Here is a 24,677-nt window from a genome sequence, read left to right as displayed (position 1 = left end):
GCACAAAAAAAAATTGCAAAATTTTTGCAATTTTTAGGAAAACCTCTTGACAAGGGAGTAATTCGGTGCTATAATACGCGTCCACAAACACAGAGACCTTAGCTGAGTTAGCTAAGAGAGTGAGAGTGAGTGATCTTTGACAACCAAATATAAGTAAACAAATCAACGTCTATTTGAGATTTAATTTTTGCACTTTTTTAATAAAAAGTGATAAAGATGAACTTAGATAGCAAATATTTAAGTGATTCTGACAATGGTTCAAACCATTCTATTTTATAATGGAGAGTTTGATCCTGGCTCAGAGTGAACGCTGGCGGCGTGCTTAACACATGCAAGTCGAACGAGAACGGGCCTTAGCTTGCTAAGGTTGTCAGCTAAGTGGCGGACGGGTGAGTAATGTATAGCTAACGTGCCCCTTGGAGGGGGATAACAGTTGGAAACGACTGCTAATACCCCATATTCCTTCTATGTTAATCATAGTTGGGAAAGTTTTTTCGCCAAGGGATCGGGCTATATGGTATCAGGTAGTTGGTGGGGTAAGAGCCTACCAAGCCAATGACGCCTAGCTGGTCTGAGAGGATGATCAGCCACACTGGAACTGAGACACGGTCCAGACTCCTACGGGAGGCAGCAGTGGGGAATATTGCACAATGGAGGAAACTCTGATGCAGCAACGCCGCGTGGAGGATGACGCATTTCGGTGTGTAAACTCCTTTTATATGGGAAGATAATGACGGTACCATATGAATAAGCACCGGCTAACTCCGTGCCAGCAGCCGCGGTAATACGGAGGGTGCAAGCGTTACTCGGAATCACTGGGCGTAAAGCGCGCGCAGGCGGGCTGATAAGTTGGATGTGAAAGCCTACGGCTTAACCGTAGAACTGCATCCAAAACTGTCAGTCTAGAGTCTGGGAGGGGAAGATGGAATTAGTTGTGTAGGGGTAAAATCCGTAGAGATAACTAGGAATACCAAAAGCGAAGGCGATCTTCTGGAACAGTACTGACGCTGAGGCGCGAAAGCGTGGGGAGCAAACAGGATTAGATACCCTGGTAGTCCACGCCCTAAACGATGAATGTTAGTCGTCGGTGTCCTAGTGACATCGGTGATGCAGCTAACGCATTAAACATTCCGCCTGGGGAGTACGGTCGCAAGATTAAAACTCAAAGGAATAGACGGGGACCCGCACAAGTGGTGGAGCATGTGGTTTAATTCGAAGATACGCGAAGAACCTTACCTGGCCTTGACATTGATAGAATCCGGTAGAGATACTGGAGTGCCTCTTTGAGGAGCTTGAAAACAGGTGCTGCACGGCTGTCGTCAGCTCGTGTCGTGAGATGTTGGGTTAAGTCCCGCAACGAGCGCAACCCTCGTCACTAGTTACTAACGGTTCGGCCGAGGACTCTAGTGAGACTGCCTTCGCAAGGAGGAGGAAGGTGAGGACGACGTCAAGTCATCATGGCCCTTACGGCCAGGGCAACACACGTGCTACAATGGGTAGGACAATGAGACGCGATACCGCGAGGTGGAGCAAATCTATAAACCTACTCTCAGTTCGGATTGTAGTCTGCAACTCGACTACATGAAGCTGGAATCACTAGTAATCGTAGATCAGCTATGCTACGGTGAATACGTTCCCGGGTCTTGTACTCACCGCCCGTCACACCATGGGAGTTGATTTCACCCGAAGCGGGGAAGCTAAACTGGCTACCCTCCACGGTGGAATTAGCGACTGGGGTGAAGTCGTAACAAGGTAACCGTAGGAGAACCTGCGGTTGGATCACCTCCTTTCAAGAGTATAGACTTTCTGTGTCTCACAATGCAGGAAGCAACAATCGAAAAGACTTGGTTTGTTTGGTACGCTGTACAGCTTATGTTTGGTTGATAAAGATCATTAGGGATCTTTGAATTAATTTGGGGAATTAGCTCAGCTGGGAGAGCGCCTGCTTTGCACGCAGGAGGTCATCGGTTCGATCCCGTTATTCTCCACCATTAGCGAGAGAGTCCTAATTCAAGTACTTATAAGAAGTATTTGAATTAGGATTTAATCCTAACGATATTTAACTTATTATTGTTAAGAGTCTAACGTAATGTTGCAAACGAGACGAGGTAAAAAATTATCGAGTCAAGTTTAAACAAATTACAATTTAACAAGAAAATATCAGCAATGATATCTTTCATGTGCAAGAAACTCAATAACGTCTTTAACAAGACACTTATTAATGTACAACAACGAACCAAGTGGTAACACATGAAGTTCATTTTGCATTTAATAAGGTAGTACCTTAGAATTAAGTAAATTAATCTAAGGGCAGATGGTGGATGCCTAGACCAGGAGAGGCGATGAAGGACGTACTAGGCTGCGATAAGCCACGGGGAGCTGCCAAGAAGCTTTGATCCGTGGGTTTCCGAATGGGGCAACCCGGCATGGTGAGAATCATGTCACCCTTTAAGGGAGCGAACGCAGGGAAGTGAAACATCTCAGTACCTGCAGGAAAAGAAATCAACCGAGATTCCCAAAGTAGCGGCGAGCGAAATGGGATTAGCCCTAAAGAGTGTGGGGTGTTAGTAGAATAGGCTGGAAAGCCTGACCGTAGAGGGTGATAGTCCCGTATACGAAAACTAACCACATTTTATTCGAGTAGGTCGGGACACGTGTAACCCTGACTGAATATGGGAGGACCACCTTCCAAGGCTAAATACTACTCCAGGATCGATAGTGAACCAGTACCGTGAGGGAAAGGTGAAAAGAACCGCGGCAAGCGGAGTGAAATAGAACCTGAAACCATCTGCCTACAATCATTCAGAGCCCCATGCTAAATGCGGGGTGATGGACTGCCTTTTGCATAATGAGCCTGCGAGTTATGGTGACTAGCAAGGTTAAGCACACGCGAAGCCGTAGCGAAAGCGAGTCTGAACAGGGCGCCAAGTTAGTTGCTGTAGACCCGAAACTAAGTGATCTATCCATGGGCAGGTTGAAGCTGGTGTAAGAGCTAGTGGAGGACCGAACGGGTGGAGGTTTAAAACTCCTCCGATGACCTGTGGATAGGGGTGAAAGGCCAATCAAACTTAGTGATAGCTGGTTCTCTCCGAAATATATTTAGGTATAGCGTCATGTTCGAAGCTATGGGGGGTAGAGCACTGATTGGGCTAGGGCCTACACCAAGGTACCAAACCCAGTCAAACTCCGAATACCCATAGTGAATTCATGGCAGTCAGGTGGTGGGTGATAAAATCCATCATCGAAAGGGAAACAGCCCAGACTACCAGCTAAGGTCCCAAAGTTCTATTTAAGTGGAAAAGGATGTGGAGTTGCTTAGACAACCAGGAGGTTGGCTTAGAAGCAGCCATCCTTTAAAGAAAGCGTAACAGCTCACTGGTCTAGCGATTCTGCGCCGAAAATATAACGGGGCTAAAATAGACACCGAAGCTGTAGATTCACACAGAAGTGTGAGTGGTAGGAGAGCGTTCTAGTCAGCGTTGAAGCCATACCGGTAAGGAGTGGTGGAGCGGCTAGAAGTGAGCATGCAGGCATGAGTAGCGATAAAACAGGTGAGAATCCTGTTCGCCGTAAACCCAAGGTTTCCTACACGATGCTCGTCAATGTAGGGTTAGTCGGGTCCTAAGCTGAGTCCGAAAGGGGTAAGCGATGGCAAATCGGTTAATATTCCGATACCAACTACTAGTTTAGTACGATGGGGGGACGCATAGGGTTAAACGAGGTCACTGATGGAATAGTGGCTCGAAGGGTGTAGATAAGCCGGATAGGAAAATCCGCTGGCTGTTTTCGAGACCTGACAGGCTGACCGCGTTCTTCGGAACAACGTCAGAATCGTTGATACCGTCGTGCCAAGAAAAGCCTCTAAGTGTATTAGTAGTTGCCCGTACCGTAAACCGACACAGGTGGGTGAGATGAGTATTCTAAGGCGCGTGGAAGAACCCTGGTTAAGGAACTCTGCAAACTAGCACCGTAACTTCGGAATAAGGTGTGCCTCCTTCTGTATAGGACTTTACGTCTGAAAGCGGAAGAGGTTGCAACAAAGAGTCCCTCCCGACTGTTTATCAAAAACACAGCACTTTGCTAACTCGTAAGAGGATGTATAAGGTGTGACGCCTGCCCGGTGCTTGAAGGTTAATTGATGGGGTTAGCACTTCGGTGCGAAGCTCTTGATCGAAGCCCAAGTAAACGGCGGCCGTAACTATAACGGTCCTAAGGTAGCGAAATTCCTTGTCGGTTAAATACCGACCTGCATGAATGGCGTAACGAGATGGGAGCTGTCTCAACCAGGGATCCAGTGAAATTGTAGTGGAGGTGAAAATTCCTCCTACCCGCGGCAAGACGGAAAGACCCCGTGCACCTTTACTATAGCTTGACACTGCAATTGGGATATATTTGTGCAGGATAGGTGGGAGGCTTTGATGCTATGGCGCCAGCTGTAGCGGAGCCATCCTTGAGATACCACCCTTATATATTCTGATTGCTAACTTGCGCCGGTTATCCCGGCGGAGGACAATGTCTGGTGGGTAGTTTGACTGGGGCGGTCGCCTCCTAAAAAGTAACGGAGGCTTACAAAGGTTGGCTCAGATGGGTTGGAAATCCATCGTAGAGTATAATGGTACAAGCCAGCTTAACTGCGAGACCTACAAGTCGAGCAGGGACGAAAGTCGGTCATAGTGATCCGGTGGTTCTGTGTGGAAGGGCCATCGCTCAAAGGATAAAAGGTACGCCGGGGATAACAGGCTGATCTCCCCCAAGAGCTCACATCGACGGGGAGGTTTGGCACCTCGATGTCGGCTCATCGCATCCTGGGGCTGAAGCAGGTCCCAAGGGTATGGCTGTTCGCCATTTAAAGCGGTACGCGAGCTGGGTTCAGAACGTCGTGAGACAGTTCGGTCCCTATCTGCCGTGGGCGTTGGAAGATTGAGGAGAGTTGCCCCTAGTACGAGAGGACCGGGGTGAACGAACCACTGGTGTACCAGTTGTCCTGCCAAGGGCATCGCTGGGTAGCTATGTTCGGATGTGATAACCGCTGAAAGCATCTAAGCGGGAAGCCAACTCCAAGATGAATCTTCCCTGAAGATCCGCAGAAGACTACTGCGTTGATAGGCTGGGTGTGTAAGTGATGAAAGTCATTTAGCTGACCAGTACTAATAGATCGTTTGTATTTACTTTATTCTTCATAAGGTACTACCTTATTAAGTGCAAACTTGAATTGTAATCCAACATTATTTAGACTCTTAACAATACTAAGTATCTCAAAGCTTCAAAGCAAAGAGAATTAAGCACATCAAGGTGTTCTTACTTCTCTTAGTGGTGGGGTTAGAGGGAGGGTCATACCCAGCTCCATTCCGAACCTGGAAGTCAAGCCTCCCATCGCCGATAATACTGCCGGCTACGCTGGTGGGAATGTAGGTCGCTGCCACTTTGAGTTTTTACTTACTACTTCTACTTTAACAATAATCAATCACTTTTTATCACTGTTACTTTTTATTTCAAAGCTATACTTCTGTCTGCCAATAAACTATGTAGAAGAGCGCTCAGCGTTAAGCACGTAGCGTTCAGAAAGAGAAAGAGCATGAAATTAATGTTCTTCTTAACGCTTAGCGCTACACGCTGAACGCTTGGCACGTACGTGCCATCCATTTTTTATTTCAAGTTCTTTTTTATACATATCTCGATTAGATCTTTTACGACCAAACCTACTCTCTCTTCTAATGATGAAATATTCTATTATCCGTCAGTTAATGCTCTATTAACACCTATAGTTTATAATGTTATTAGAAAAGGCAGCCGATACCTTTCAAGAGATTTTTGTTTTACTCCTTGTCCAATTTGTAAACTTCCTTGTTTTTCCCTCTCTTGTTTTCCCTTTCAGGCTGCCTTTCAGCCATTGTGCCTCTTTTTCTCTCCCCTTCACCTTTTTTTTCTTTAGGGTAGTTATGGCTATGTTGTGATTTCAAAAAAACTTAAAAATATTTGGGTATAATACTGCCCTAAAAGTTGTCTCAGCAAAGACTGTTGCAACAACCCTATCGTAAGATATGGAAGAACCCATAAAGTCATTTTGGGTTGGAACAGGTTAGTTGCCTGTCACAAAATAACTATAAAAAGGTCTCAAAATGAGAAAAGGTATTCACCCTGAATATATGGAATGTAAAGTAAAGTGTGCTTGTGGAAACGAGTTTGAAGTAAAATCAAACAAACCTGAGATGTCTATTGATATCTGTAACGAGTGTCACCCGTTCTTCACAGGTTCTGAGAAGATCGTTGATGCTGCTGGTAGAGTAGAGAAGTTTAAGAATAAATATAAACTTAGCTAACACCTCTTTCCGGAGCAATCCGCTCTGGAAATACTCTTTTTATTTTTAGGCAATTATGCTTACCTTTATACCTACCCCAATTGGGAATCCTCAAGATATTACAATACGAGCAATAAAGCTTTTTGAAAAGGCTGAACTCTTTTTTTGTGAAGACACACGTCATACAAAACATCTTTTGAAACTCCTTGAAGAGCGTTTTGATATGAATTATCCTAATGCTGAGTTTATCTCTTTTAATGAGCATAATGGCCAAGAGAGATTAAAAGAGTATGGAACTCTTCTTTCTGAAAAAGAAGTCATATATGTCAGTGATGCAGGCATGCCGGTCATTTCCGATCCCGGACAGATACTGGTTGCCTATTGTCAGGAGAATTCCATAGATTATGATGTTCTTCCAGGGGCATCAGCTGTAACAACGGCATATGCGGCCTCCGGTTTTGAAGACGGAAAATTTCTCTTTTATGCCTTTTTGCCCCATAAGGGCAAGGAGCGGGCTGCAGCATTGCAGGAGGCAATGGGTAATGGATACAATACTGTCCTTTATGAAGCTCCACACCGTCTTGAAAAACTTTTGGAAGAGATAGTCCAGATCGATAAAAACAGAGAACTCTTTCTCTCCAAAGAGATTAGTAAGCGTTATCAGCGCTACTACAGGGGCAGCGCGCAACTACTTTTGTCTCAGTTGAATGATATGACTATCAGGGGAGAGTGGGTTGTGGTTATCCGCGCACAAAAGAATGGAGAGAAAAGTCTCTCTTTTTCTGAAGTTATGGGTATGGAGATACCTCCAAAAGTAAAGGCAAAGCTACTTGCCCGTTTGAGTGACAAGGGTGTAAAAGAGTGGTATGATTTTTTAATTGATAAAAATTAAAAATAGGGATAATACGCCAACACCTAAATATGAAGTAAAAATTGGATAAAATCTCTTATGATAATTTATGGAAAACAGGTGTGTCTCTACGCCTTGGAACGACATCCGGACTCAATTCAGACTGTCTATATAGCTAAAAAGGGGATACTCCCTCAGCGTTTGTTCCATCAATATCACGACAAGATTAAGTTTCTTGAAGAGAAGTGGGCACAGTCGATGAGCAAAGGCGGGAACCATCAGGGGATCCTGCTTGAAGTTTCAGAGTTGGAACAAAGCAGCCTTCAACAGATCAAGAAGAGTGATTTTATTGTCGTTCTGGATGGTTTGACAGATGTAGGGAATATCGGTGCGATAGTACGTAGTGCCTATGCTCTTGGGGCAGAAGCTGTTGTAGCTACGGGTGTAAGACAGTTGAACCTTTCTGCAATTGTACGCAGCAGTTCGGGAGCACTGCTTGACATGCCGTTTCTTATTTCGCAAAATATTCTTGATCTGCTCAATGAGTTGGGACAGGTAGGGTTTGTCTCCTATGGTGCAGCGATGGAAGGTATGCCTGTACAGGAGATGACCTTTGCATCAAAACGTGTACTTGTAATGGGGAGTGAGGGTAAAGGGATCTCCAAAAAAGCAAGAGCAAAACTTGATGAATTGGTCTCAATAGAGATGAAGCATGCATTTGATTCATTGAATGTCAGTGCAGCAGCAGCGATTTTAATACACAGGATGGGGTATGCAGTTAAATGAGATACTAGAAGAGAACAGTATAAAGTCAATTAGTAAAAAAACCAATATATCCGAAGAGAACCTTGAAGCACTTTTTGACGGAGAGTTCGATGCATTAAAAAAAGTCAAAGCATTAGGATTTATTTCGATCATTGAACGTGAGTATAATGCAGATCTCTCAGGTTTGAAAAAACAGGCTTCTGAGTATTACATATCACATCAGGAATATAATGGTGTTGTACTTGATGCTCCAGTGGTTGAACGCAGAAAAGGCAAGTCGAAGCTTTTCATTTTCACTGTACTTGTGCTGTTAGGGGCAGCATCCTGGTATTTCATAACACAGTTTGATCAGGAAAAATTGCGTGGACTCCTGCCCTTTAACGAAGAGAAGATAACAAACAGTATCAAAGACGAGGTGGATAATAATCCAGAGCTCAGTATAGAGCATGCCATTTCTGAAGTTACAGAAGAGAATAAGGCAGAGAATCAGAATATTGTGGTTGAGAAGTTACCTTTGGTTGTAGAGACTAATGATACAGAAAACTAGTAATTGAATAATTTAGAGTAGAAGAGAGAAAGTATGTTTGACGAAATTCAGTTTGAGAAGATAAACCGTTTACCAAAATATATATTTGCAGAGATCAATGATATTAAGATGAAAATGCGTCGCGATGGTGCAGACATCATTGACTTTTCTATGGGAAATCCTGATGCTGCCACACCAAAACCGATCATAGACAAGTTGTGTGAGACGGCACGTAAGCCAAAAACACATGGATACAGTGCAAGTAAGGGGATCTACAAGTTACGTCTTGCTATGAGTAACTGGTATAAAAGAAAATATAATGCAGACCTTGATCCTGATACAGAGGTAGTTGCAACGATGGGAAGTAAGGAAGGGTATGTGCATCTTGTACAGGCGATCACCAATTCAGGTGATGTGGCCATTGTACCGGATCCAACTTATCCTATTCATTCACAGGCATTCATTTTGGCAGGTGCTAATGTGGAAAAGATGGAAGTAACTTTCAATGAAGAGACGTTTGAAGTGGATGAGGAGAAGTTCCTTGCCGATGTGCAGGAGGCATTGGAGAACTCTATTCCCAAGCCAAAATTTCTAGTGGTTAATTTTCCCCACAACCCAAGTACAGCAACGGTAACACCGGAGTTTTACGAACGCCTGGTTGCATTGGCAAAAGAGAAGCGCTTTTATATTATCTCTGATATTGCCTATGCAGACATTACATTTGATGGATATAAAACCCCGTCGATCATGCAGGTTAAAGGAGCCAAGGATGTGGCAGTAGAGTCCTATACCTTATCAAAATCCTACAATATGGCAGGATGGAGAGTTGGTTTTATCGTGGGGAATAAAAAGCTTATCGGGGCACTTCAAAGTATCAAATCATGGCTTGATTATGGAATGTTCACACCAATTCAGGTTGCAGCAACTGTAGCACTGGATGAACATGGTTATGTACCTGATCAGGAGATCATCCCACGGTATCAAAAACGTAGGGATGTCATGATAGAGGCATTTGGAAAAGTCGGATGGAAACTGCATAAACCCAATGCAAGTATGTTTATCTGGGCGAAACTGCCGCAAATTGCACTTGATACAGGAATGGGATCAATGGAGTTTTCCAAACGTCTGCTTCAGGAAGCGGATGTGGCTGTAAGTCCGGGAATCGGTTTTGGAATCCATGGAGATAAATATGTGCGTATCGCATTGATTGAGAATGAAAAGCGTATTCGTCAGGCGGCACGTAACATCAAACGTTTTTTAAAAACCCTTGAAGAGGAACAAAAGAATGATTAAGATAGGGATATTGGGTGTCGGTACAGTTGGTGAGAGTGTTGCCAAAATATTGGAAGCCAACGCAGATATTATAGAAGCACGTGCAGGCAAAAAGATCGTTGTCAAGTCCGGTGTGGTCAGAAATCTTGCCAAAAAGCGTGATACTTCCATTCGTTTAAGTGATGATCCACTGAGTGTTGTGGATGATCCTGAAATTGATATTGTTGTCGAGCTGATGGGTGGAGTGGAAGAGCCTTATCGCCTTGTGAAACAGGCACTTAAAAACGGTAAAGCAGTAGTAACAGCGAATAAAGCATTACTTGCCTATCATCGCTATGAACTTCAGGAAATTGCCGGAGATATCCCGCTTATGTATGAAGCAAGTACGGCAGGAGGTATTCCTATCATTGGTGCATTGCGTAACGGATTGAGTGCAAATCATATTGATTCCATACAGGGGATCATGAATGGTACATGTAACTATATGCTAACCAAGATGATCAAGGAGGGTGCCCAGTATGATGAGATACTCAAAGAGGCTCAGGAACTTGGGTATGCAGAAGCAGATCCTACTTTTGATGTAGGTGGTTTTGATGCATCACACAAGCTGTTGATACTTGCTTCCATTGCCTATGGCATCGATGCAAAGCCTGAAGATATTCTCATCGAAGGGATCGAGAATATTACACAGACAGATGTGGCGTTTGCCAAGGAGTTCGGGTATGAGATCAAACTGCTTGGAATTGCCAAGAAAGTCGGTGAAGGTGTGGAACTGCGTGTCCATGCAACAATGATTCCTCAAGATAGTATGATCGCCAAGGTAGATGGTGTGATGAATGCAGTGACTGTGGTGGGGGATCGTGTAGGTGAAACGATGTACTATGGTCCAGGAGCAGGTGGTGATGCGACAGCATCAGCGGTGATTGCAGATATTGTAGACATCGTCCGTGGTAACCACGGGCCGATGCTTGGCTACAAGAAAGGGCTTGAGAGTGGATTGAAACTGCTTCCAAAAGAACAGATCGTGACCCAGTATTATCTCAGACTTGAAGTGGATGATCGAAGCGGTGTCCTGGCAGCGATCACTTCTACACTGGAAAAATACGGTATCTCTATTGAAGCAATGCTTCAGAAACCAACCAGTGATGAAGATATCGCCAAGCTTCTCTTTACGACGCACCATTGTCCGGAAGTTAAGATGCAGGAAGCGATCAAAGCGCTTGAAGCACTAGATGTGGTGTATGGTCGAATTGCAATGATTAGAATCGAAAAATAAGGAGTCTCTTATGGCCAAGGATCATTATTTTGATATTAGTGCGAAGCTTGATATGATGGAGATGAAAAACGCTATTGAACAGGCGAAAAAAGAGGTGAGTACCCGTTTTGATTTTAAGGGAATCATGGTTGATATCGACTTGAACGAGAAAGCAAAAGTATTGAATCTTTCAAGTTCCAGTGATAGCAAAATCGATGCCCTAAAAGATATTGTGATTGGTAAAATGATTAAACGTGGGCTCTCTCCAAAGTCTCTGGATGAAGTTAAAACAGAAGGGATCAGTGGTGGAAATGTGAAGGTAGTCTACCGTATCGTTGACAGTATCGAAAAAGATGAGGCCAAAAAGATCGTTAAGGCGATCAAGGATGCGAAGTTGAAGGTTACTCCTGCCATTCAGGGAGATGAGATACGTGTCAGTGGGAAGAAGATTGATGATCTGCAGGCAGTGATTGCTCTGGTGAAGCAGATGGAGGATCTGAAAGCACCGTTGACATTTGGGAACTTTAAATAGTTTCTGTAGGGGCAATCCCTTGTGGTTGCCACTATAGCAAAAATCATAAGGGTAACCACAAGGATTACCCAACTGTAGGTGTGCTTATGAGCAGTGTCCTCCACCGCAGCATCCGCCAGCACTCTCTTCTTTTGGTTTTTCTTCAACATTGATCCTGAAGGTATTGCCATCTTCTTCAACCCAGAAAAGGTGTTTCTGACAGAATTTCTGGTTCATATGACTCTCCATCAGTTTTGCCTGAAGCAGTGCGTCATCTTTGTTATCGAAAGTTTTGTTGTTCTCATAGGCACTCTTTTTGAAACACCCACACTCTTTTGTAACATTGATTGTAAACATATTACATCCTTTTTGTTATAATTTTGTTAGATAATAACCAGCAGTGCTTAAAAACACTTTAGTTTAAGTCGAAATAAGATAAATTTACTCTTAATTACCTCAAGTATGAGAAATAATCGTTTTAAAAAGGCAAGATGATGACAAAAATGATCGATGAGCAAGAGCGTCAAGAGATAGAGAGTGTCTGTACTTATTGTGGTGTAGGGTGTGACATTACAGGTGTGGTCGAAGATAATGAGATTGTCAAGATCTATGCGCAAAAAGATGGAGTTGTCTCGGAAGGGAAGCTTTGTATTAAGGGAAAGTACGGGTATGATTTCGTAGAGGCTAAAGACCGTATCAGAGAACCTCGTATTAAAAAAAGCTTTCTGGAGAAAAACCCGCAGATTATTGAGAAGTATGGAGATGCACTTGTAGAATTTGACCATGACTATATGACGTGTGATCTTCAAACAGCAGTCAAGATCGCAGCGATGAAGCTGACAGAGATCAAAGAGACCTACGGTGGATGGAGTTTTTGTGCTGTAGGTGGTGCACGTACCAATTGTGAGAGTGCTTATGCTTTCCAGAAGTTCACCCGTGAAACGATGGGGTCTCCCCATGTAGACAACTGTGGCCGTGTCTGCCATGCACCTAGTCTTAAAGGTATGCGAGCCACTATTGGTGAAGGAGCGGCTACCAATCCCTACAACGACATTTACGACACCGAGTTTATGGTGGTTATTGGTTCCAATACGATGGAAGCGCACCCGATTATTGCCAATCGTATGGTTGCGCAGGCGAAGAAGCTCAATAATCTTGCTGTTATCGATGTGCGTGAAACCAAAATGGCTAAGCTTGCCAAGTACAACTGTGTCATTCCTCACGAAGCCAACCTGCTGATACTCAATATGATGGCGTATGTGATCATCGATGAAGAGCTTTACAATAAGGATTTCATTGATAATCGCACTAAAGGATTTGAGGAATACAGGGAACAAATACTCAATGACCCGTATGCCAACCCGAAATTCTTTGAACAGATAGAGGGGTATGAGTATTTAGCCAAGATGATTCCAAATATTGCCAGAGAGTATGCAGTCAAGAAATCGATGATCTTCTGGGGGCTTGGAATTACCGAGCATCTGGACGGCTCTTATGCCGTGATGGCGATTACCCACCTGGCACTGCTGACAGGAAACATTGGAAAGACTGGTGCGGGACTGATGCCGCTGCGTGGACAGAATAATGTACAGGGTGCTTGTGATATGGGGTGTCTGCCATATTATGATCCTGATTATGCTGAGCCAAAAGAGGTGGGGTTGATGACTCCGCAGCTGATTGATGCGATGCTTGAAGGCAAGATTAAGGCACTGCTCAATATGGGAGAGGATATCAGCCATATTCACCCCAATATTAATAAGAGCGACAAGGCACTCGAGAAACTGGAATTTCTAATGGTACAGGATCTCTTTATGGTAGAAACGGCGAAGAAAGCTGATATGGTCATAGGCGTGCGTTCCGCCTATGAGAAGACGGGTGTCTATGTCAACGCGATGCGGCGTCTGCATCTCTCTCAGCCGCTGGTAAAGTCAGACCTTCCTGATGACTGGGAAGTGCTGACGATGATTGCCAAAGAGATGGGAGACGGAGAGAATTTCTGTTTTGAAAGTAGTGAGGATGTCTGGAATGAGGTGCGCCAAAAAGCACCGAAGCGTTTCAGTGGAGCAGAGTACTACCGTTTGGCGCGCCATAGAAAGCGCGGGATGCAGTGGCCTATCCATGATGATGATACTCCGGTATTGCATCTGCTTGATTTCCGTACGGATGACGGACTTGGAAAATATGTCTACAAGCAGTATGATTTAAGGGGAATGATAAAAGAGATCATTGAGAAGAAGTTTTATGAAAACTCGTTAGAGGGATATTATCTCACTACAGGACGTACTTTGGCACACTACAACAATGCTGCACAGACCAAACGAAGCAGTAAGCTTGATACTAAATATGACGAAGATATACTCCTCGCACCTATCGAGGATGAAGGTAAACTGGGAGACCGTGTGATTCTCAAAAGTCAGTACGGAGAAAGTGAAGCATTGACTGTCCGTTATACTGATAGAGTGAAACCTCGTACGCTCTTCTGTACTTTCCATCATGCCAAGAGCCGTATCAATGCCCTTTTTGGTGATGAGTGTGACGAGCTGATCATGACAGCAAGATTCAAATCAGTCAAGGTAGATGTGATCCCTGTAGGGGATGAGGTGGCGTGCAGCTAATGAGAGAACTCCCCAGGCTTTTTGGTGATGAAGGTGAAGCTCTTGCTACGCTGTTTCTGGAGCAGGAAGGCTATATCATTATCGAGCGTAATTACTTTGCCAGAAAGCTTGGAGAGATCGATATTATTGCGCAGAAAAAAGATACCCTCCATTTCATAGAAGTAAAGTCGGGAAAAGCCGATTTTGATCCGGTCTATAATGTCACTCCGGCAAAACTTCGAAAAGTGATAAACTCTGCACACTACTATATGAAAAGCAAACATATTGATCTCCCTTTTTCTATCGATGCGCTTATTATTCGCGGAGATGAAGTTGAATTTATTGAGAATGTTACGCTATAATCCCTTCTAATCCATGAATAAAGACAGCTTTATGATACTCACTGAAGAACAGTTGACCCGATTTAAAGAAGATGGTTTTTTGCTTCTGCCGAAATTTGCAGATATCGCATTGTGCGATACCATTAAAGATATTGCTAAGGCACATCTTAAGCATAAAGTACCACCTATTGAGACAGAAATGGAGTATGTCGGTAAGACAAAAGAGGAGCGTAAGCTGATCTCTGACGGGAAAGGACATCTGTTTGAAGGGCAGGTGACTATACGCCGGCTTAGGCAAGTCTATCACCGTGACATTGTTTTTAAGCAATGGATGGAGAATAAGAAGATACGTCCGATTCTGACTCAGGTATTGGGAGAATATCCTACAATTACCATTGCACATCACAACTCCATTATGACCAAGATGCCGCACACTTCTACTGAGACCAGATGGCATCAGGACTTTCGTTACTGGAACTTTGAAAATGATAATCTTGTCAGTATTTGGCTTGCATTGGATGAAGAGCATGATGCAAATGGGGTGCTGGAGTTCATTCCGGGTAGTCACAGGATGCGACTGGAGCCTTCTCAGTTTGATGAGAAGGAATACTTCTCCGATACATTGCCGGAAAACCAGGAGATTCTTGCCAAAAAGGTAAGCCATCCGCTACAAAAAGGGGATGTTGTACTGTTCCACTGTAAACTGCTTCACAGGGCCAATAAGAACTCAACTGACAAGCCTAAAATCTCCTTTGTCTATACTGTGAAGGGGTGTAGCAATAAAGCCATAGAGGGTACACGCTCTACAGCATATGAAGAAGTACCGCTTTACATCAACTCTCTGTAATAAAAGGGCACCTCTAATAACCCCATATGCTCATAACATTGCCGGCTTTGTTCTAGGCAAGGCACACTTTACAGACCTAGCCGTAGCTAAGTCGAAAAAGTGTAACGCCGCATAGGGCAAAGCCGGCATTGCCCAAAGGGTGGGCTTTGCAGACGCGATCTTTCACAAGAGGCTTCCATCGTCTTAGCTTTGGCTAGGACTTGAAAGCCTCTTGCAAAATCTCACACCTGCAAAACCCATTATGGGCGTATGGGGTTATTAGAGGTGCCCAAAAGTGTATCTTTCAGTATATTTTTAAAAATAGTTGACAAAATAATAAATATAAGCTATAACCCATTAATGAAATTTGGATATAATTTTCAAACTTACAAACAAAAAAGGATTAAATATGGCAAAATATGTAGAATTGACATCAGAAAACTTTGATGCAACTGTGGCTGAAGGTGTTACAATGGTAGATTTCTGGGCTCCATGGTGCGGACCTTGTAGAATGATCGCTCCTGTAGTTGAGGAGTTGGCTGAAGATTTTGACGGAAAAGCAACAATTGCTAAAGTGAATACTGATGAACAGCAGGAACTTGCTGTAAAATACGGAATCAGATCTATCCCGGCAATCCTTTTCTTCAAGAACGGTGAAGTGGTCGACCAAATGGTAGGTGCAGCTTCTAAAGATGCATTTGCAGAAAAACTTAACGCACTCGTATAATTTTATGCGTTTAAAGGGGAACTCTACCCCTTTACTACACCACTTTTACACCTACAATTAGATATAATCCCGTAAAATTTTAACCAAGTATTTTCATAGTATAATGATATGTATTTGTTTAAATCTTTAATGAAGGAACAAGATGTTGGATTGTGCAATTATTGGTGGCGGACCTGCAGGGCTTACCGCAGGACTCTATGCGACGCGCGGCGGATTGAAGAGTGTTACCCTCTTTGAGATGGGGATGCCCGGTGGTCAGATTACCCAGAGTTCGGAGATAGAGAACTATCCAGGTTTTTTTGAACATGATAAAACAGGTATGGATTTCATGAATACCTGGCAGGAGCAGTGTTTTCATTTTGGTCTGAAACATGAGATGAAAAAGGTTGAGCGTGTTGCTAAAACCGGGGAGCATTTTACTATTACACTTGAAAGCGGTGAAACTGTCGAGGCCAAGACAGCCATTGTATGTACAGGGAGTACGCCAAAGCGTGCCGGGTTCAAAGGTGAAGATGAGTTCTTCGGTCGAGGGGTCAGTACCTGTGCTACCTGTGACGGTTTTTTCTACAAGAATAAACCGGTCACTGTGCTTGGAGGAGGAGATACCGCACTTGAAGAGGCGTATTACCTCTCCAATATTGCTTCAGATGTCTATATTGTACATAGACGTGACACTTTCAGGGCAGCGCCTTCTACTGTTGACAGAGTAATGCGTAAAGAGAATATTCATCTCGTGCTTGATTCGGTGGTTGATGAAGTACTTGGAGATGCAATGGGTGTTACATCGGTCAGGGTGAAGAATGTGAAGAGTGGTGAGATGCAAATATTGGAAACACCGGGACTCTTTGTGTTTGTTGGACACAATGTGAACAACAGTGTATTGAAAGACGAGAATGGTGAATTCATTTGTAAGATGAATGAATGGGGACAGGTGATCGTAGACTTGAGCATGAGAACTTCCGTTGAAGGACTCTATGCAGCAGGTGATATGCGTATTGAGGCACCAAAACAGGTCGTATGTGCAGCAGGTGATGGTGCAACAGCAGCACTACAGGTAATTTCATATATTCAGGAGCAAGCGTAAAATGGTAAAGATCGGTATTGTAGGAAGTACAGGAAGAATGGGGGAACACCTCATTAAAAATATTTTGGAAGACGAGGCTCTAAGTTTGGCAGGCTTGCATGTGTTTGATGAGCTGAAGACGGATGTGCCTAACGATGTGCTTATCACCAATAGTATGGATGCGTTGCTTGAAGCGTGTGAAGTAGTGATAGACTTCTCTGCACCTGTTGCAACACAAGAGCTGTGTGAAGCAGCATTTAAGAATCCAACCCCATTGGTGATTGCAACGACAGGATTTACCGAGCATCAGCAAAATCTTTTAACTGAAGCGGCTAAAGAGATGCCTCTGCTTTATTCTTCAAATATGTCAGCGGGGATCGCTCTGCTTAAGCAGTTGGTTGAACAGGTTTCAGCAACACTGAAAGATTTTGATATAGAGATCGTTGAACAGCATCACCGATTCAAGGTTGATGCGCCGAGCGGGACAGCATTGACATTAGGTGAATTTGCTGCAAAAGGGCGTGGACTTGATCTGGACAAAGTGCGTGTTTCAGGACGCGACGGACAGATTGGAGCAAGAAGCAAAGATGAGATCGCTGTGCTGGCACTGCGTGGCGGAGACATTGTCGGTCGTCATACAGTAGGTTTCTATAATGACGGAGAATTTCTTGAGCTTAATCATACGGCAACCAGCCGTGAAACCTTCTCTAAAGGTGCTATCAGAGCAGCAAAGTGGCTGGTAGAGCAGCCGGCAGGTTTCTACACTATCAATGACTGCCTGGGGATATGAGAATGAAGAATGAAGCATTAAGAATTAAGAATGTCGGCAAGCAAGGCCACTGTATTGCTTTGACTAGGATGGAGGTATCGCAAAGTGATGCCTGCCAAAGTTCCTCGCTCCTTACCTCTCTCTCCTCACTCACCTTCAAAGGAGGCATCTGATGTGTGCTATTGTCGGTGTATTTGGTGCAAAAAAAGCTTCAACAGTCGCGTACTATTCTCTCTTTTCCATGCAGCATCGCGGACAGGAGGCGACGGGAATCTCTGTAGCGAACGGAGAGAAGATCAGGCTCTATAAAAAAAGAGGAATGGTTGCCGATGTTTTCTCTCAGACAACACTTGACAGCATGGAAGGAACATGTGCCGTAGGGCATAACCGCTATTCTACTGCCGGAAGTGAGTCGCAGGGGGATGCTCAGCCTGTGTTTGCCAAGTACAAACTAGGGGAGATCTCGGTTGTGCATAACGGGAATCTTGTGAATAAGAATGAGGTTAGAGAGGAACTGATCGCCAAAGGGGCGATCTTCCAGACCGATATGGATACGGAAAATATTATTCATCTTATCGCGAAGTCGCAGAAAGATGCGCTGGTCGACCGTATCAAGGATATGCTGACTAAGATAGAGGGTGCCTACTGTCTGGCAATTCAGAGCCGTTCAAAAATGTTTGTGATCCGTGACCGTTACGGCATTAGACCATTAAGCCTTGGTAAACTGTCTGATGGCGGCTGGATCGTAGCAAGCGAGACCTGTGCGTTCGATCTTGTCGGTGCGGAGTTCGTACGTGATGTGAATCCGGGTGAAATGCTGACTTTTGAAGAAGGTAAAGAGCCTGTTTCAGAGCAGGTCTTCGAGCCGGATTACCATCCGTGTGCCTTCGAGTACATCTATTTTGCCAGACCTGACAGTATCATTGATGGAAAGAACGTCTACCAGACCCGTCTGCAGATGGGGCGCAAGCTTGCAGAGGAGACACCTGCGGAGGTAGATCTGGTCCTGCCGGTACCCGACAGCGGTGTGGCAGCAGCAAGAGGCTATGCCGAAGGGCTTGGTGTGCCGTTCGAGATGGGGATTGTGCGTAACCACTATGTGGGCCGCACCTTCATTGAACCGACACAGGAGATCCGTGATCTGAAGGTCAAGTTGAAACTCTCTCCGATCAAACATCTCATTAAAGGCAAGCGTGTGGCTATCATCGATGATTCGCTTGTAAGAGGTACGACATCCAAACAGATCGTACGTATGCTCAAAGAAGCAGGTGCGAAAGAGGTGCACATGCGTATCGCTGCACCTGAGATCAAATACCCATGCCGTTACGGGATTGATACACCAACAAAATCGGAGCTGATCTCTGCGAACTTTACTGTTGAGCAGATCGCCCAAAAGATCGGTGCCGATTCGCTTGGGTTTCTTTCTATTGAAGGATTGATAGATGCGCTTGGATCTGAACGTACCTATTCACTTGTAAGTTTTGACGGGAACTATTTTGCCGGCGGAAATGCCCAGAGCCCCGGTTGTACTACAGTCTAAAACATTTTCGATAGTTGATATGCTGCGCTTTGAGGCGTGGCAATGCCCCTTTTTGTACACGATGTTTAAAGTCATTCCAGTTTCTATTGCTACTCCATGCTACCTCTGAAAGGGCAAGTATTCTTGGCCAGGCCAGGTAGTCGGCAATATCTTCATTTAGCAGTGTCTCGGACCAGAGGCAGGCATTGATCCCTTGAATATACGAAGTCGCTTTTCCTGTATTGGAAAGCGGAGAAAAACTGTAAACTTTCTTGAGTGATACGGGAGAGGACCAGGAATGTCCCGGTTCTTGCTTGCTTCGGATATATTGCTGGTCAAAGTAGAGAAACTGTACCGGTGCCATGACTGTGGCATAACCTTTTTTCGCCGATACAATACCTGCTTCTGTGTTTTTCCATGCCATTACCAATGTACTCTTTCTCACCATTGGTTTTCCCTCTATAGCCTCCTGCCAGATTGCCATTTTTTTACCACACATGGCAAGGATACTGTCCATACGTACAAAAAAGTAGTTCGTTACTTCTTTTCGTGACTGCATTCCTTTTTCGTTCATAAGTTTATTGACAGCAGGTGAACGGGCCCATGCTCCTTTAGGTACTTCATCACCACCTAAGTGAATGTAACTGAAAGGAAAGAGGGTTGCTACTTCTTTTAAGACAGTCTCAAGAAGGCGGTAGGTAGTCTCTATGGCAGGATTGATCGTATTGTTGCTGATCTTCTGTACGGAGTGGTATTGGCTCTTGTCTTGTGGATCGAGAAGTAGTTTTGGGTAGGCGGTGACAGCTGCTTTTGCATGGGAAGGGAGATCAATCTCAGGGAGGATCTCGATAGCTCTTGCTTTTGCATAGGCAACGATCTCCCGTATCTCCTGTTGGGTGTAGTATCCGGACTGTACATGGTTTTTGGGCCCCCTCATGGCAGGGTAGGTGGAGAAAGGGAGTTTTGTACCCGGTCCCCGTGTTGCTCCGATCCCGGTAAGGAGTGGATAGTGTTTTATCTCTATACGCCATCCTTCATCATCGGTAAGATGCCAGTGAAAGCGGTTGAGTTTGTACTGTGCCATACGGTCGATAAACTTTTTGATATAAGTTGTGGAGAAAAAGTTTCTTGAAGTATCCAGCATTATACCCCGCCAGCGGAAATGTGGAGCATCCTCAATGATACAGGCAGGGATCTTCCACTGTTTACGTTTTTGTTGGTTGCTCCAGATCTCAGGGGCCATTAGTTGCATCAGTGTAATGGTGGCATAGAAGAATCCCGCACTGTCCCGTGCTTCAACAGTGATCTTCTCTTTTGTAATGGAGAGTTGATAGCCTTCCTTTTTTTTGTTTTGCTTTGGATTATAGTGAAATGTGATTTGTGCTGATCTTTTGGAAGAGAGCAGTCTGTAGCCGCTGCTTGCCTGTAAATGTAACTTCAGGTAGTCAAGAGCATTGTCAGCAAGAGGTGTATCGCTGTAGTAACGGGTGTGTTGAGTGAGCTGAAAGGTACCTTTTTTAGTAATGATCTTTTGTGGTTTTGGAATGATATTGACAAGTCCGGCAGCACACATTGGCATCGTAAAAGAGAGGGGTATAATAAGCAGCAGTGTAATAGCAGTGGAAAAAGAGTCTGCGTTTTTTACTCCGCAAACCCAAGCATTCATTTTTGTCTGTTCTCTTTCTCTTCGATCCCGCTTATTCCAAATCTTCTGGCAAGTTCCTGTTTTACTCTGTCGGGAGAGATGTTTCGATACCCAAGTCCTACGAGGGTGTGGTAGAGCAGGTCGGCACTTTCGTAGATAACCTGTTCGTCACTTTCATGATCAATTGCATCTACTACCTCCTGAGCCTCTTCTGTGATCTTGCTCAGCATGAGCTCTTTATCATCAAGTAACTTTTTTGTCCATGATTTAGCTTCTGCTGGAGCATTTTTACGCTCTAAAATGGTATGGTAGAGTGTGTCCACTACACCATAGATAGCGTCTGTATCTACCTCTTTATCCAAGATGATCTTCTCTTGTAATACAGAGGTAAAAAAACAGCTTCTGCGTCCGGTATGACAGGCAACACCATTTTGTTTGATCTTAAGGACAATTGTATCGGCATCACAATCAAGCAGTATATCTTTGATTTCCTGTGTATGCCCGGAGCTCTCTCCTTTTTTCCAAATACGCTGTTTTGAACGGCTGAAGTAGTGGGCATAGCCGGTAGAGAGGGTCAGATTATATGCTTCTTCATTCATGTAGGCAAGCATGAGTACTTCGTTTGTCTGGGCATCTTGTGCAATAGCAGGGATAAGGGGATTTTTTTTCCAGTCGATGTTCATGATAATTTCTCCGAAATTACCAGTGATAGTGGAGCGTAATAGTGGACAGAAGGGGAGACAGCAAGTATCTTCCCTCTGCTATCACTATTACTATCACTAGCCACTGAATTATTGTTGTGCCGAAATGGCTTTTTGTTCTTTGCCTTTGGCATCTACCCAGATATTTGGTACTGCACCGCCGGGAGTAAGGAATATCTGTGCATCTTTATTGACTTTAAGGGCTTCGTTGAAGTTGTTCTGTGTTTGGATCTGCTGCATTTGTAAAAGCTTTTCTGTCAGAGATTCGGCAATGATCTTATTGGCTTTTGCCTGTGCATTCGCTTCAATGCGGATCTGGTCTGCCTGTCCCTGTGCTTCGATACGTCGTTTTTCTGCTTCTCCTCTTGCGATCTCTGCTTTACGCTCTGCTTCACGCTTTGCTCTGTCTTTTTGCTGCTCTGCGATCATGACATTCTGTTTTTCTGCCTGAAGTTCTTCGATTTTTGCTTTGATTTTGGTAGGAAGTACGATATTCCTCAGTTCTACGGAGTCAAGGACTACCGGTTTGCCAGCGATGGCCTCAACTTTGATACGTACTTTATCATGGATCTCTTTTGCGATCTCCGGACGTTTTTGAGGAAGGTTCTCTGCTGCATATTTACCAATAACATCACGTACGATCTCACGTACTTTCGTATTGATGATCTTGTCTTCCCATGCAGTACCCCAGTTGGCAATGGTTGCTGGTGCACTTTCCGGTCTTAAGTGGTACTGGACGGCAAGATCGATATCGACATCCAAGCCTCTGCTGTCCATTACCCTGATAGCAGGGTTTCTACGCAGTCCTCCCTCATATCGTGAATAGCCGTCACTAAGTACCTGTTTATTCTCATTGGAGTAGGTGATCATACGTACTCGTGTGTTGACAGGAATGATCTTTTCAAAAACAGGTATATAAAAATGTAATCCAGGATGAAGAGGCTTCTCCTGGAATTTACCGGTGGTTACTTTGATACCGACTTCACCTGAGTTGATAATGGCGAAGGGTTTAAGTACGAAGAGTGCAAAGATAATAGCTATGATGATGAGTATCCATGATGCACCCTTGCCTCCCATATTATTGAACGGGTTGTTAAAGCTTTGATTGCTGCTACCGCCACCGCTGTTGCCGGATTGTTTGTCACTGTTGCTGGGTTTTTTCTTTTTAAAATAGTCGTTCATGTCTGCTGGCATGTTATTTTTCCTTTCCTTCGACAGGCTCAGAAACCGTGAGGTTGAGCCATTAACATTGCTGTATGGTCGTTTGATTAATGTATGGGCAGTTTCAGCCTATTGTAACGTCTGCTGAAGCTGCTGAAGCTAGTTGATGTATGTTAAATGCTTGATATAGTCTGGATTCTTTCCTGCTACCGCATCAAAATAGGCTGTCTGTAATTTTTCTGTGATCGGTCCTCGAGACCCGCATCCGATCACGCGTGCATCGACTTCACGGATAGGGGTGACTTCTGCAGCGGTTCCTGTAAGGAACGCTTCATCGGCAATGTAGATCTCTTCACGGGTGATACGTCGTCTAACTACCTCGAGCCCCATATCCTGTGCCAGGTCGATAATCGTTGCCTGCGTAATGGATTCGAGTGTATTATCGCTTGGCGGAGAGATGAGTTTACCATCTCTGACCATAAAGAAGCAGGCGCCTGAAGCTTCTGCGATGTATCCCTGGTCATCACGGAGAAGAGCTTCATCATAGCCTGCTTCTACCGCTTCGAACTTTGCCATTTGCGAGTTGAGGTAGTTAGCAACGGCTTTGGCTTTACCCATTCCGGAAGTATTAGGTGTTCTGGTCATAGATGATATTTTGAGTCTTATCCCTTTCTTGAGCCCCTCTTCTCCGAGATATGCACCCCATTCCCATGCAGAGATGGAGACATTTACCGGTGCATCTTTATGGTAGAGCCCCATGACTCCGTAACCAAGATAGACAAGTGGTCTGATATAGGCGCCATCAAAAAGTTCATTCTCCTGTAGGAGTTTCACCTGTGCATTATTGAGCTCTTCCAGACTGAAAGGAACATCCATCAGTGTCATCTTCGCCGAGTTGAGCAGTCTTTTGGTATGCTCGTTAAGCTTGAAGATTGCACATCTTCCATCTACGGTCTTATAAGCCTTTGTTCCCTCGATCGCACCATTTCCGTAGTGCAGGGTATGTGTAAGGACATGGACCTTGGCATTATCCCAGGGGGTGAGTTCGCCATCCATCCAGATATATTTTGCTTTGTTCATTGTCTGCTACTCCAACACATGCGCCATATGCATGTAAAAATTAATGAAATATTTTAGCGAAAATGTGGTTAATGGGCGGTTATGCGAATTTAAGGAATAGTCCTATGAGTAAGGAGAGAAAGACAATCATGGAGAGAAGCAGCGGATTGTGCCACTTTTCGGGGATATCAACTTTGGTTTCTATCCACTCTACAATCTTCATGGCCGGGAATGCCATGAAAACAAGCATAACGATACTGAAAACCAGGGTGATGACAACATCCATCATGGCTGTACTCCGTAATAGTTTTTAATAAAGAGAAGTTCCTCTTTGCTTTGCAGTGGCAGCTCAGCCAGCCTGCTACCATTGTTATCGAGGATCAGCAGGGTATTGTTCTGTACTTTCAAATGTTTCTTGCCCCACTCTTTTTCCAAGCGCTCAAACTCTTTAAAGATGGTCGTATTGGTTGGTTTTTCTTTAAAGTCAGGGTCGTTCCTGCTTAATATCTGAAGACCGCCAAAACGTTTGTCCAGATAATAAGGACTGTACTGTTGTACTACTTTATAGACTCGTTCGTTTTTACTGCTTGGTTTACTCTGGATCAAAGCATCCAGACCAAAGAAGAAAAAACCAAGCAGCAGGGCAACAGGAAGAAGTTTTGAGAGTTTTTGCATAGTGTATCACTTTCTGTTTTTGTTAACAACGAAAGTATAGAACGTTTTTGCTCAGTTTTACTTGATAAATATCAATAGGTCCAGATATAAACTATGGTACACTTCATACAGATATTATA

General features: G+C 44.2%; 21 protein-coding genes, 1 tRNA gene and 3 rRNA genes. 18 read left to right on the top strand and 7 right to left on the bottom strand.

The features are described 5' to 3' along the window. Positions 1–275 precede the first annotated feature (275 nt). The 11 genes from IMZ28_RS09695 to IMZ28_RS09645 all read left to right on the top strand — a co-directional run bounded on the left by IMZ28_RS09695 (position 276) and on the right by IMZ28_RS09645 (position 11,499). Positions 276–1,790: ribosomal RNA gene (locus tag IMZ28_RS09695) — 16S ribosomal RNA — on the top strand. 125 nt (positions 1,791–1,915) lie between these two features. After that, positions 1,916–1,991 (top strand) — tRNA-Ala (locus IMZ28_RS09690). A 302-nt stretch (positions 1,992–2,293) separates the two neighbouring features. After that, positions 2,294–5,172, top strand: a 23S ribosomal RNA gene (locus IMZ28_RS09685). Positions 5,173–5,309: 137 nt separating this feature from the next. Beyond that, a 5S ribosomal RNA gene (rrf, locus tag IMZ28_RS09680) occupies positions 5,310–5,425 on the top strand. The 16S, 23S and 5S rRNA genes sit together here with 1 tRNA gene alongside, the layout of an rRNA operon. Positions 5,426–6,119: 694 nt before the next feature. Further along, positions 6,120–6,320, top strand: a complete 201-nt coding sequence (rpmE, locus tag IMZ28_RS09675) for a 50S ribosomal protein L31 (RefSeq protein WP_197548399.1) — start codon at positions 6,120–6,122, stop codon at positions 6,318–6,320. 55 nt (positions 6,321–6,375) lie between these two features. Continuing rightward, a complete protein-coding gene (gene rsmI, locus IMZ28_RS09670) occupies positions 6,376–7,191 on the top strand; it encodes a 16S rRNA (cytidine(1402)-2'-O)-methyltransferase (protein WP_197548398.1) in 816 nt (271 codons plus the stop codon). Between the two features lie 57 nt (positions 7,192–7,248). Continuing rightward, positions 7,249–7,935, top strand: coding sequence for a 23S rRNA (guanosine(2251)-2'-O)-methyltransferase RlmB (gene rlmB / locus IMZ28_RS09665; RefSeq protein ID WP_197548397.1), 687 nt, complete (start codon positions 7,249–7,251; stop codon positions 7,933–7,935). After that, positions 7,922–8,461: a hypothetical protein gene (locus IMZ28_RS09660; RefSeq protein WP_197548396.1), complete on the top strand. Its 540-nt coding sequence runs from the start codon at positions 7,922–7,924 to the stop codon at positions 8,459–8,461. The genes rlmB and IMZ28_RS09660 overlap by 14 nt, the downstream gene beginning before the upstream one ends. Before the next feature lie 33 nt (positions 8,462–8,494). Beyond that, positions 8,495–9,733 carry an LL-diaminopimelate aminotransferase gene (locus IMZ28_RS09655; protein ID WP_197548395.1) on the top strand — a complete coding sequence of 413 codons (1,239 nt, stop codon included), beginning with the start codon at positions 8,495–8,497 and terminating at the stop codon, positions 9,731–9,733. Continuing rightward, complete coding sequence (locus IMZ28_RS09650; RefSeq protein WP_197548394.1) at positions 9,726–10,988, top strand: homoserine dehydrogenase; 1,263 nt, start codon at positions 9,726–9,728, stop codon at positions 10,986–10,988. The genes IMZ28_RS09655 and IMZ28_RS09650 overlap by 8 nt, the downstream gene beginning before the upstream one ends. A 10-nt stretch (positions 10,989–10,998) precedes the next feature. Next, positions 10,999–11,499: a YajQ family cyclic di-GMP-binding protein gene (locus tag IMZ28_RS09645; protein WP_197548393.1), complete on the top strand. Its 501-nt coding sequence runs from the start codon at positions 10,999–11,001 to the stop codon at positions 11,497–11,499. Positions 11,500–11,583: 84 nt separating this feature from the next. Here the strand turns inward: IMZ28_RS09645 and IMZ28_RS09640 are convergent, their stop codons facing one another. Next, positions 11,584–11,835, bottom strand: a complete 252-nt coding sequence (locus IMZ28_RS09640) for a hypothetical protein (RefSeq protein ID WP_197548392.1) — start codon at positions 11,833–11,835, stop codon at positions 11,584–11,586. Positions 11,836–11,972: 137 nt separating this feature from the next. Here IMZ28_RS09640 and IMZ28_RS09635 point away from each other — a divergent pair, with 137 nt between their 5' ends. The 7 genes from IMZ28_RS09635 to purF all read left to right on the top strand — a co-directional run bounded on the left by IMZ28_RS09635 (position 11,973) and on the right by purF (position 19,338). Next, on the top strand, positions 11,973–14,093 hold the full coding sequence (locus tag IMZ28_RS09635; protein WP_408646963.1) for a molybdopterin oxidoreductase family protein: 2,121 nt from the start codon (positions 11,973–11,975) through the stop codon (positions 14,091–14,093). Then, a complete protein-coding gene (locus IMZ28_RS09630) occupies positions 14,093–14,434 on the top strand; it encodes a YraN family protein (RefSeq protein WP_197548391.1) in 342 nt (113 codons plus the stop codon). Before IMZ28_RS09635 ends, IMZ28_RS09630 begins: the two co-directional genes overlap by 1 nt. 13 nt (positions 14,435–14,447) lie before the next feature. Continuing rightward, positions 14,448–15,260, top strand: a complete 813-nt coding sequence (locus tag IMZ28_RS09625; protein WP_232087470.1) for a phytanoyl-CoA dioxygenase family protein — start codon at positions 14,448–14,450, stop codon at positions 15,258–15,260. A 388-nt stretch (positions 15,261–15,648) separates the two neighbouring features. Beyond that, positions 15,649–15,966 carry a thioredoxin gene (gene trxA, locus IMZ28_RS09620; RefSeq protein WP_197548390.1) on the top strand — a complete coding sequence of 106 codons (318 nt, stop codon included), beginning with the start codon at positions 15,649–15,651 and terminating at the stop codon, positions 15,964–15,966. 142 nt (positions 15,967–16,108) lie between these two features. After that, positions 16,109–17,050 (top strand): thioredoxin-disulfide reductase, encoded by a 942-nt coding sequence (gene trxB, locus IMZ28_RS09615; RefSeq protein WP_197548389.1) that lies wholly within the window; start codon positions 16,109–16,111, stop codon positions 17,048–17,050. Position 17,051: 1 nt separating this feature from the next. Continuing rightward, the gene (gene dapB, locus IMZ28_RS09610) at positions 17,052–17,819 is read left to right on the top strand and encodes a 4-hydroxy-tetrahydrodipicolinate reductase (protein ID WP_197548388.1); all 768 of its coding nucleotides are present in this window, start codon (positions 17,052–17,054) and stop codon (positions 17,817–17,819) included. A 151-nt stretch (positions 17,820–17,970) separates the two neighbouring features. Further along, positions 17,971–19,338, top strand: coding sequence for an amidophosphoribosyltransferase (gene purF / locus IMZ28_RS09605; protein ID WP_197548387.1), 1,368 nt, complete (start codon positions 17,971–17,973; stop codon positions 19,336–19,338). Here the strand turns inward: purF and IMZ28_RS09600 are convergent. The 6 genes from IMZ28_RS09600 to IMZ28_RS09575 all read right to left on the bottom strand — a co-directional run bounded on the left by IMZ28_RS09600 (position 19,328) and on the right by IMZ28_RS09575 (position 24,558). Beyond that, positions 19,328–20,983, bottom strand: coding sequence for a beta-N-acetylhexosaminidase (locus IMZ28_RS09600; protein ID WP_197548386.1), 1,656 nt, complete (start codon positions 20,981–20,983; stop codon positions 19,328–19,330). The two genes, purF and IMZ28_RS09600, sit on opposite strands and share 11 nt — an antisense overlap. Beyond that, positions 20,980–21,645, bottom strand: coding sequence for a bifunctional phosphoribosyl-AMP cyclohydrolase/phosphoribosyl-ATP diphosphatase HisIE (gene hisIE, locus IMZ28_RS09595; protein ID WP_197548385.1), 666 nt, complete (start codon positions 21,643–21,645; stop codon positions 20,980–20,982). Before hisIE ends, IMZ28_RS09600 begins: the two co-directional genes overlap by 4 nt. 108 nt (positions 21,646–21,753) lie before the next feature. Continuing rightward, on the bottom strand, positions 21,754–22,857 hold the full coding sequence (locus IMZ28_RS09590) for a prohibitin family protein (RefSeq protein WP_197548384.1): 1,104 nt from the start codon (positions 22,855–22,857) through the stop codon (positions 21,754–21,756). A 126-nt stretch (positions 22,858–22,983) separates the two neighbouring features. Then, entirely contained in the window at positions 22,984–23,904 is a 921-nt protein-coding gene (locus IMZ28_RS09585; RefSeq protein ID WP_197548383.1) for a branched-chain amino acid transaminase, read from the bottom strand. 79 nt (positions 23,905–23,983) lie between these two features. Continuing rightward, entirely contained in the window at positions 23,984–24,172 is a 189-nt protein-coding gene (locus tag IMZ28_RS09580; RefSeq protein ID WP_197548382.1) for a hypothetical protein, read from the bottom strand. Continuing rightward, positions 24,169–24,558 carry a hypothetical protein gene (locus tag IMZ28_RS09575; protein WP_197548381.1) on the bottom strand — a complete coding sequence of 130 codons (390 nt, stop codon included), beginning with the start codon at positions 24,556–24,558 and terminating at the stop codon, positions 24,169–24,171. Before IMZ28_RS09575 ends, IMZ28_RS09580 begins: the two co-directional genes overlap by 4 nt. Between the last annotated feature and the right edge of the window lie 119 nt (positions 24,559–24,677).

The organism is Sulfurovum indicum, from assembly GCF_014931715.1.
In the GTDB taxonomy this organism is placed as follows: domain Bacteria; phylum Campylobacterota; class Campylobacteria; order Campylobacterales; family Sulfurovaceae; genus Sulfurovum; species Sulfurovum indicum.
This window is presented reverse-complemented; position numbering and strand designations above follow the sequence as displayed.